Source organism: Streptomyces sp. NBC_01390, assembly GCF_045040105.1.
GTDB lineage: Bacteria > Actinomycetota > Actinomycetes > Streptomycetales > Streptomycetaceae > Streptomyces.
Window position 1 is genome coordinate 2,632,182 of the sequence record NZ_CP109551.1, and the last position, 8,470, is coordinate 2,640,651.

General features: G+C 70.8%; 8 protein-coding genes. All 8 read left to right on the forward strand.

Going from position 1 to position 8,470, the window contains the following annotated elements:
• Positions 1 to 228: 228 nt before the first annotated feature.
• The 8 genes from eccD (at position 229) to OG241_RS11855 (ending at position 8,468) form a co-directional block, all read left to right on the forward strand.
• Positions 229 to 1,629 carry a type VII secretion integral membrane protein EccD gene (eccD, locus tag OG241_RS11820; RefSeq protein ID WP_405826159.1) on the forward strand — a complete coding sequence of 467 codons (1,401 nt, stop codon included), beginning with the start codon at positions 229 to 231 and terminating at the stop codon, positions 1,627 to 1,629.
• Positions 1,630 to 1,827: 198 nt separating this feature from the next.
• On the forward strand, positions 1,828 to 3,420 hold the full coding sequence (gene eccB, locus OG241_RS11825) for a type VII secretion protein EccB (RefSeq protein ID WP_405815191.1): 1,593 nt from the start codon (positions 1,828 to 1,830) through the stop codon (positions 3,418 to 3,420).
• 124 nt (positions 3,421 to 3,544) lie between these two features.
• Positions 3,545 to 3,883, forward strand: coding sequence for a hypothetical protein (locus OG241_RS11830; RefSeq protein WP_405815192.1), 339 nt, complete (start codon positions 3,545 to 3,547; stop codon positions 3,881 to 3,883).
• Positions 3,884 to 3,945: 62 nt separating this feature from the next.
• Entirely contained in the window at positions 3,946 to 4,269 is a 324-nt protein-coding gene (locus OG241_RS11835; protein WP_405815193.1) for a WXG100 family type VII secretion target, read from the forward strand.
• 85 nt (positions 4,270 to 4,354) lie between these two features.
• Complete coding sequence (locus OG241_RS11840; RefSeq protein WP_405815194.1) at positions 4,355 to 4,792, forward strand: type VII secretion system-associated protein; 438 nt, start codon at positions 4,355 to 4,357, stop codon at positions 4,790 to 4,792.
• Between the two features lie 69 nt (positions 4,793 to 4,861).
• Positions 4,862 to 7,591, forward strand: a complete 2,730-nt coding sequence (locus OG241_RS11845; protein ID WP_405815196.1) for an AAWKG family protein — start codon at positions 4,862 to 4,864, stop codon at positions 7,589 to 7,591.
• Positions 7,592 to 7,661: 70 nt separating this feature from the next.
• On the forward strand, positions 7,662 to 8,120 hold the full coding sequence (locus OG241_RS11850) for a YbaB/EbfC family nucleoid-associated protein (protein WP_405815197.1): 459 nt from the start codon (positions 7,662 to 7,664) through the stop codon (positions 8,118 to 8,120).
• Positions 8,121 to 8,126: 6 nt separating this feature from the next.
• Positions 8,127 to 8,468, forward strand: a complete 342-nt coding sequence (locus OG241_RS11855; protein WP_405815198.1) for a hypothetical protein — start codon at positions 8,127 to 8,129, stop codon at positions 8,466 to 8,468.
• Positions 8,469 to 8,470: the final 2 nt, after the last annotated feature.

Sequence of the window (8,470 nt, forward strand, 5' to 3'; positions counted from 1 at the left end):
ACGCTCAACGGACATGCTCCTTCGAAGGGTTGGACAAGGGCTGAAATGCCGCCTGGTCGTGAGCCGGCCAACTGGGGCGTGCCGGTGGGGCTTTGTGACACGCCACTGAAACGGGACCCATAATTCCGTTCGATCGGCGGTCAGTAGTCTGCATGCCATCAACTCGTACGTCCAAGCGGACGCGAACGAGTCCACCGCCCGAACTTCTCTGGAGACGTGAGCTTCACGATGACCGACAGCTCCGTGGCGGGCCTGTGCCGCCTCACGGTACGGGCCCCGGCCAGGACCATCGATCTGGCGGTGCCCGCCGACGTACCCGTGGCCGATCTGCTGCCCACCGTGCTGCGGTATGCCGGGGAGGACATCGAGGAGAACGGGCTGGAGCACGACGGCTGGGTCCTGCAGCGCCTGGGCGGCGCTCCGCTGGACGAGGAGGGCACCCTGGAGGCGCTCGACCTCAAGGACGGCGAGGTGGTGTATCTCCGCCCGCACACCGAGTCGTTGCCGGAGGTCCGGCTGGACGACCTGGTGGACGGTATCGCCAACGTCACCCGGGACCGGCTGCACGGCTGGAACCCGGCCGCCGGCCGTCGGCTGCTGCTCGGTATGACAGTGGCCGCCCTGGCCCTGGGCCTGCTGGTGCTGGCCTGGCCCGGCGGCCCGGCCGGGGTCCGGATCGGCACCGCGGGCGTGGCCGGGCTGCTGCTGCTCGCGGGGGCGGCCTCGGCCAGCCGGGCGGTCGGTGACGCGGCGGCGGGCGCGACCCTGGGATTCATGGCGGCGCCCTATCTGGCGCTGGCGGGCTGGCTGGTGCCGGGCGGCGAGATCGCCGGCCCCGACGCCCACCAGGTGCTGGGCGCACGGCTGTTGGCCGCGGCGGCGGCCGGGGCGGGGGGCGCGGTGCTGGCGCTGGCCCTGGCGGCGGTGCGTACACCCCTGTTCGTGGCCTCCGCGCTGGTGGCCGTGGCGGGGGCGCTCGCGGGGGGCCTGATGAGCGTCCTCGACCTTTCCGTGGACGGCGCCGCGGCGACGGTGGCCGTGCTGGCGGTGCTGCTGGGCGGCTTCGTACCCTCCCTGTCGTTCAAGCTGGCCGGGATGCGGATGCCGGCGCTGCCGACGAACGCGCAGCAGCTCCAGGAGGGCATCGAGCCCTACAACGGGCGGGACGTGGCCACTCGTACGGAACTCGCGAGCGGCTGGATGACCGGCCTGTACGCGGCGACCGGCGTCCTGTGCGCGGGCGCGCTCGTGCCACTGACCAGGAACCCCGGCCTGCCGGAGACCCTGACCGCGGTGGCGCTGGCGCTGCTCCTGCTGCTGCACGGCCGGGGCATGGTCAACGTGTGGCAGCGGCTCGCCCTGGTGCTGCCGGGCTCGCTCGGTGTGGCGCTGCTGGTGCTCGCGCTGGCCGTGGACGCGGAGCCGGCGGACCGCCCGCTGCTGGTGGTGGGGCTGCTGGCGCTGGCCACCATCCTGGCCGTCGCCTCCTGGACGGTACCGGGGCGGCGGATGCTGCCGTACTGGGGCCGGGCGGCGGAACTGGTGCACTCCCTGCTGGCGATGGCCCTGCTGCCACTGACCCTGTGGGTGCTGGGCGCGTTCGCCGCGCTGCGCGCGATCACCGGCTGAGACAGCGCGTGCCCCCCTGTCCGGGCGGCTCGTGTTCCGGCCGGGTGCGGGGCAACCGGCGTACCCGAACCGGCGAGGGCGGGTGTACTGCCTCTTCGCCCGCCCTGACCCGGCCCCGCCCCACCTCGCCCCGGCCGTACGGCTCCACCACCGGACACCCCCCTGCCACCCCCGGCCTATTGGAAGGACCCGCGGTACATGCAGTCCAAGCGCGACCAGGTGCAGGCGCACACGTTCATCATGAGCCGGCTCACCTCGGGCATGCTGCTCGCCGATCCGGACGCCCCGGAGAGCCCGCTCGGGCGTACCACCCGGGGTGCGGTGGCCGGGCTGCTGATCACGGTGCTGCTCGCCGCGGGGGCGGTGGTGTTCGGTCTGGTGTCGCCCGGCGGCAACGACTCCTGGCGCAGCGGCGAGAGTCTGATCGTCAACCGGGAGACGGGGGCCCGCTATCTCTACCTCAACGGGCGGCTTCGCCCGGTGCGCAACTATTCCTCCGCGCTTTTGATCGGCGGCGCGGACCTGAAGACCACCGATGTGTCCACGGCGTCGCTGCGCGGCACGCCCGTGGGCGCCGCGGTCGGTATCTCCGGAGCGCCGGACTCGGTGCCCGGCACCGGCGACCTGGAGTCCGGCGCCTGGCAGGTCTGCTCCGCGCTGGGCAGCACGGCCGCGGCGGACGGTACGGTCACCACGCGCCCCGTGACGGCCCTGGTCGCCGGGGGCGCGGTGGCGGGCGACCCGGTCGGCGCCGGGGCCGCGGTGCTGGTGAGCGGCCCGGACAAGAAGACGTACCTGGTGTGGCAGGGCAGCCGGCTGCCGCTGGACACCGCGTCCGGCGCGCTGCTCTCGATGGGGTACAGCTCGGTGACCCCCCGCCCGGTCTCCGCCGCCTTCCTGGACGCCCTGGTGCCGGGCGCCGCGCTGGCCCCGCCGCAGATACCGGGGCTGGGGTCGGCGGGGCCCTCGCTGGGCGGTACGGCCACCAAGGTGGGCCAGGTGTTCCGGATCACGGTGCCGGGCGCCGACTCGGGCACCGGGGCCGGCGGCGAATCGGGCGGCCAGTACTACCTGTTGCGCGATGAGGGGCTGGTCCCGGTCACCGCGACCGGTGCCGCGTTGCTGCTGGGCGATCCGGACGTCCGCGCCAAGGCGTACGCCGGTGCCTCGCCCGCCGCTGTACCGGTCGGCGCGGACGTGCTCAAGGACCACCAGGCGCCCGGCAGTTCCGGCGTCGATCCCTCGGCCTCCGGACTGCCCGACGTCCCCCCTCGCGCGATGCGCGTGCCGGCCGGCTGGACGGCTTGCGCACAGGTGAAGCCGGGGGCGGACGGCGTCCGGGTCAGTTCCCTGCTGGTGCGGGAGAGCGAGCTCGCCCCGGTCACCCAGGCGAGCGGCGAGCCGGTGGCTGCGGCCTGTCTGCCGGTGGACGCGGTCGTGGTGCGGCCCGGCCACGGTGTGCTGGTGCGGGCGCTGAGCGCGGGCGGCGGCGCGGTCGGCGCGGCGACGTACCTCGTGGGCGACGACGGGGTGAAGTACCGGGTGGCCTCGAAGGCGGCTCTCGCGGCGCTGGGCTACGCGGAGTCCGACGCACGCCAGCTTCCCTCACCGCTGCTGGCGATGCTGCCGACCGGGCCCGACCTGAGCCAGGAGGCGGCGACCGGGGCGGCGGCCCCTTCGTCGGCAGGGACGGCTGCGCTGTGCGGTCGTACCCCCGACGCTTCCGGCGTTTCAGGGGTTTTCGGCGCTTCGGAGAATGCCGGGAAGTTGCTTTCAGGTAAAAGCAGTTGATCTGTGGCCGATCCAACTACCCCTGAGTCGCGTCATGTTGCAACCATTTCGCAGGCAACTCTAGTCTCTTGACGTCAAGGCAGTAACGCGAGTCGACGCGGTACCCGATCCCGAGGAGGGAACGATGGCAGGCAACGGCCAGCAGTCCAATGAACAGGCGACCCGCAACGGCATCCAGGCGCTGGAGGCCGCCTTCAGCGGCATCCTGAAGTCGAAGCAGGACGTCGACCAGACCCGCGCCACACTCTCCAGCGGCTACCAGGGCAGCGACGGCGGCCAGTTCGGCTCGCTGCTCAAGCAGTGGGACGACCAGGCCACCAGCATCCTGCGGAGTCTTGAGGACATGGTCGACAAGCTCAACCAGAGCCTGAGCCAGCACGGCAAGACCCAGGGTTCGTCCAACGAGTCGATCAACTCGGCCTATTCGCAGTCGCAGGCCGCCTTCGACCAGCTCGCCGGCTGACCGACTCACTGGTCCGTACCCCGCTCAAGCCCCACATCCCCCCCAGCGCAGGAGAGGTTCCCATGGGTGACAACCTGACCGACGGTTACATCTACGTCGACTACAACCACATGAACAACGCCGCCGACGACATGGTCCAGCAGACCAAGGCGATCGCGAACACCATCGCGTCGCTGGAGTCCGAGCTCAACGAACTGGTGAAGTCCTGGTACGGCGAGGACGCCACCATGTACCGCCAGAAGCAGCAGGCGTGGGACGCGGCGGTGAAGAACATGGAGACCCTGCTCACCTCGCACTCCGCGCTGCTGACGGACATCTCCGACAGCTACCGGTACAGCGAGAACTCGCTCTCCCAGCTCTGGTCCGAAGTCCAGATAGGCCGCTGACGCCGGACGAACCGGACGGACGGCCACCGGGGCCGGAGCCCGTCCGGTTCCACCGTCGTCCCCGACAACCCAGCAGGAGGAAGCCATGGCGGATCTGACCCGTCTGGACGCGACGTCACTGGGCACGTTCAGGACGCACGCCCTGGCCGAGTTCATCACCGATCTCAAGGCCATCATGAAGGACGACACGAACGGTGTGCGCTCGGTGCACAGCGTCGTCAAGGGCCTTGTGCCGGCGGAGCACTTCGGCGAGAACGCCGTACTGGGCATCGGTCTCATGGGCGCCGACGACGTCACCTACGGCAAGACCCTGGTGTCCTCGGTCCTGTCGGCCGCGACGTCGATCGACACCATTCTCGACGCCCAGGGCGACCTCTTCGACGACATCGACGACAACCTCGAAACCACCATCCGCACACTGCTGAAGACGCAGGGCACCACCCTGGAAGGCATCAACGGCGAGAAGTTGCTGGACATCTGGTCGGACATCGACGGCGATCTGTCCGAGGGCGAGGACGACTGATCCGGGCGGCCCCGCGCCGCCCCACGCCGTACGTCCCCCTCTCCCCCACCTCACCCAGCGGAGCCCGCCATGCCGGCCAAGCACGACCCCGACGACACCTGGGGCCAGGCAGTCACCCTCCTCACCGGCTACGCCGTACCCAGCCGGAAGACGCTCTTCGACACCCTGAGCAGCAAGGATCACATCCCGCTGATGCGGGGCGGCCTGGAGATCCTCGTCTCGACCTCGCTGACCGCGAACAACTTCACGGCCCTGGTCGGCTGGCACACCCAGGAGGGCGAGGACTACGACCTGGCGTTCGTCGACGCCGGCGGTGACGGCAAGCACGACTACGGGACCCTCTACCAGGCCACCCTGGTTTTCATCGGCGTACCGGTGGACGGGAACGGCCGGGCCCGGCTGCTCGACGGCGGCGAGTCGATGAGCGGCGGCAAGTTCACCGGGAGTCAGGGCGACGAGTGGGACTTCACCCCGCTCGGGCAGTACGCGGGCGGCTCCAGGGCCGCGCTGCAGAAGCTGCTCACCGACGGGACCACCCGCGGCTTCTCCTTCAACGGCTACGACGTGCAGAACGCCGAGGCCGTGGACACCAACTCCTTCGAGCGGACGGGGCTGGCCTTCGACCGGACGATGACGTTCTTCAAGACCCACGCCGCGACACTGGCCCAGTGGGAGACCTCGCTCGGTGAGGAGAACGCGGCGTGGCGGGGCCAGGCGGCGGGGCTGTTCTGGCATCTCATCCACCAGCTGCGCACGAACTACGACGACTACGTGGACCAGCTCGGCGGCACCACCTTCACCGCGACGCAGAACTTCAGCAGCGGCCACGTCCCTCAGTCGAAGCTCAGTGAGGCACTGGCGAAGGCCCAGCAGGCCCTGCGGACCGCGGCGACGGATCTCGACACCGCGTGGACCACCTGGGCCAGTGACGGGCGGCACGACCCGCACCGCATCCTGATGGAGATCCTCGACAAGGTCTCCGTGTGGGTGCTGGAGAACAACATCAAGCAGACCACCGTGTACGCGGACGAGTCGACGTACTCCTACCGGACGAGCGACAACTTCAAGCAGAACCACCCCACTTACGGGAACCTCAAGGACTACCCCGGGTCCTGGAAGAAGATGGCCGACGACGCCGTCGCCGTCTGGGACAAGCACGTGCAGGACGTACTGGTCACCGCGGCGAGCACGGTGCTGACCAACCTCAAGACGGCGTGGAGCGACCTGGAGGACGCCTTCGAGGAGCTGGAGACGAAGGACACCTCCACGCTCACCGAGCAGTACGAGGAGGACCGGCGCGACATCCTCGAAGAGCAGGCGAACCAGAACCAGGAGAACCTCAACAACTCGCTGAACAACCTCGGCCAGAACCTGAACACCCTGGGGGCCGGGCTCGGGGACGGCCTGAACAATCTGGGCGACAACCTGGGGAACAGCCTCAACGGGTTGGGCGACGGGCTCGGGGACAGCCTCAACGGCCTCGGCGACGGACTGGGCGACAGCCTGGACGGGCTGGGGGACGGGCTGAGCGGTCTGGGCGACGGGCTGGGCAACAGCATCAACGGTCTCGGGGACGGGCTGAACGGGCTCGGTGACGGCCTCGGGAACAGCCTGAGCAACCTGGGCGACGGGCTCGGTCTCGGCGACGGTACGGGCCTGGGCACCGGCCTGGGTACGGGTCTGGGTACGGGTCTGGGCCCCGGCCTCAATCTCGGTGGTGCCGACGACGGCAACGACGCCACCAAGGGCTCCACACTCACCAATCCGGACGGCAGCACCACCACCCTCAACCCCGATGGAACGCTGACCACCCGTTACCCCGACGGCACCTCCCAGCTCCTGGACCCCGAGACCGGCCTCGTCACGACGACCGCCCCGGACGGCACCGTCACCACCGGCGATCTCACCGCCCCCGGCGGCGTCACCAACCCGGACGGCAGTGTCACGAGGCTCAACCCGGACGGGACCCTCACAACCAGGTTCCCCGACGGCACCGTCACCACCATCGACCCGGACACCGGCAAGCTCACCACGACCAACCCCGACGGGTCGGTCGAGACCGGCAACATCAGCACGAGCGGCCTTGGCGACGGACTCGGTGACCTCGACCTGACCAGCCCCACCGTCATCCCCCCGACCACCAGCAGCAGTTCCCTCGACGGTCTGAGCACCCTGGGCAGCCTGGGCGACGGCCTGACCGGTTCCGGCAGCGGCCTCGGCTCGTCCCTCGGCCGCGGCTCGGGGCTCGACTCCAGCAGCCTGCTGAGCACCACCGGCGGCTACGACAGCGGCAGTTACGCCGACTACGACGACGGCGAGGACAGCACGAGCGACCTGCTGTCGGGCGGCGCCCTGGGCGCCCCGCTCACCGCGGCCGCGAGTTCGGGCGGCGCGGCGGACAGCTCGGGCTCGGCGGGCTCCGGCGGGACACCGCTGTTCCCCGGCATGGGAGGGATGGGCGGCGGCGGTGCCGGCGGTGCCGGTGGCGGCGGCAACGGCTCCTCGGAACGGGTCCGTAACGTCCTCACCGAACCCGGCGGGAGCAGCGGCAGGCGCGGCGGCCGGTCCGGGAACCGCAGGGGCGCCACGGAGGACGAGGAGCTGACCGTCGCCCGGGGGCGCGGCACGTCCACGAGTTCCGGCGCCGCCTATCCGATGGGCGGCCCCGGGGGCGCCGGGCAGGGCGACCGGTCGACCGAGAGCGGCACCCGTGACCGGCAGAGCTGGATGGCCGAGCCGGAGGACGAGGACGTGTGGGGCACCGACGAGGGCGGCGCGCCGGCCGTGATCGGACGGTGAGCGTGCTGGGCGTACTCAGGGTGCTGCGGAAGCTGAGCGAGATGAGACGGGCGACCGGGGAGGCGGGGGCATGAGCGACATGCGGGAGACGATCGAGCAGCGGCTCGCCCGGGCCATCGCCGATCTGGAGACGACCCAGACCGAGGTGGCGCGGGCGGAGCGCGAACTCGCCGACGCCAGCGCCACCGTACGGTCCCCCGACCGTTCGGTGCAGGTCACCGTCAGCGCGCAGGGCGATCTGACCGAGCTGAAGTTCCTGGACGACAAGTACCGCACCATGTCCGCCACCCAGCTGGCGGCCAGCGTCCTGGAGGCGGCCCAGGAGGCCCGTGCGGTGATGGCACGCCGGGTGATGGACACGTTCGAGCCGTTCACCCGGCCCAGCGACGCGGTGCCCGAGATGACCGGGGTGAACGTCGACTGGCAGAAGATCTTCGGCCCGGGGGTGCTGGACGGCCCCCGGGGCGGTGCGGGCCGTTCGTCGTCCAGCCGACTGCGCGACGAGATCAACGAGGACATGGAGGACTGATCGGTCATGGCCGAGGGAAACGCGTACTACGCCGAGCCGGACAGGCTGGCGGCGGGTGTCCGGCAGATCAACGCGATCAGCTCACTCGCCCACGAGATGCTCCGTGACTTCACGACCACAGTGAACGACACGCGCGGGTGGCCGGGCAGGGACGACAGCTTCGCGCAGGAGGTCGTCCCGGCGGAGCTGAAGGAGCGTGAGACGGCCGTCCAGACCGGGTCGTCCCTGGTCGACGCGGTGGTGAGCGTCGCCGACGGCACCATGAGCAACCTGTCGAACATCCGCAGCACCCAGATGGGTGTCATGGACTCGATCAACTCCGCGGGCAGCCGCGGCGGAAGGCACTGACC

Excerpts from the sequence above, each read along its gene's own strand:
- eccD (WP_405826159.1), top strand. The coding sequence starts at position 229 with ATGACCGACAGCTCCGTGGCGGGCCTGTGCCGCCTCACGGTACGGGCC.
- eccB (WP_405815191.1), top strand. The coding sequence starts at position 1,828 with ATGCAGTCCAAGCGCGACCAGGTGCAGGCGCACACGTTCATCATGAGC.
- OG241_RS11830 (WP_405815192.1), top strand. The coding sequence starts at position 3,545 with ATGGCAGGCAACGGCCAGCAGTCCAATGAACAGGCGACCCGCAACGGC.
- OG241_RS11835 (WP_405815193.1), top strand. The coding sequence starts at position 3,946 with ATGGGTGACAACCTGACCGACGGTTACATCTACGTCGACTACAACCAC.
- OG241_RS11840 (WP_405815194.1), top strand. The coding sequence starts at position 4,355 with ATGGCGGATCTGACCCGTCTGGACGCGACGTCACTGGGCACGTTCAGG.
- OG241_RS11845 (WP_405815196.1), top strand. The coding sequence starts at position 4,862 with ATGCCGGCCAAGCACGACCCCGACGACACCTGGGGCCAGGCAGTCACC.
- OG241_RS11850 (WP_405815197.1), top strand. The coding sequence starts at position 7,662 with ATGAGCGACATGCGGGAGACGATCGAGCAGCGGCTCGCCCGGGCCATC.
- OG241_RS11855 (WP_405815198.1), top strand. The coding sequence starts at position 8,127 with ATGGCCGAGGGAAACGCGTACTACGCCGAGCCGGACAGGCTGGCGGCG.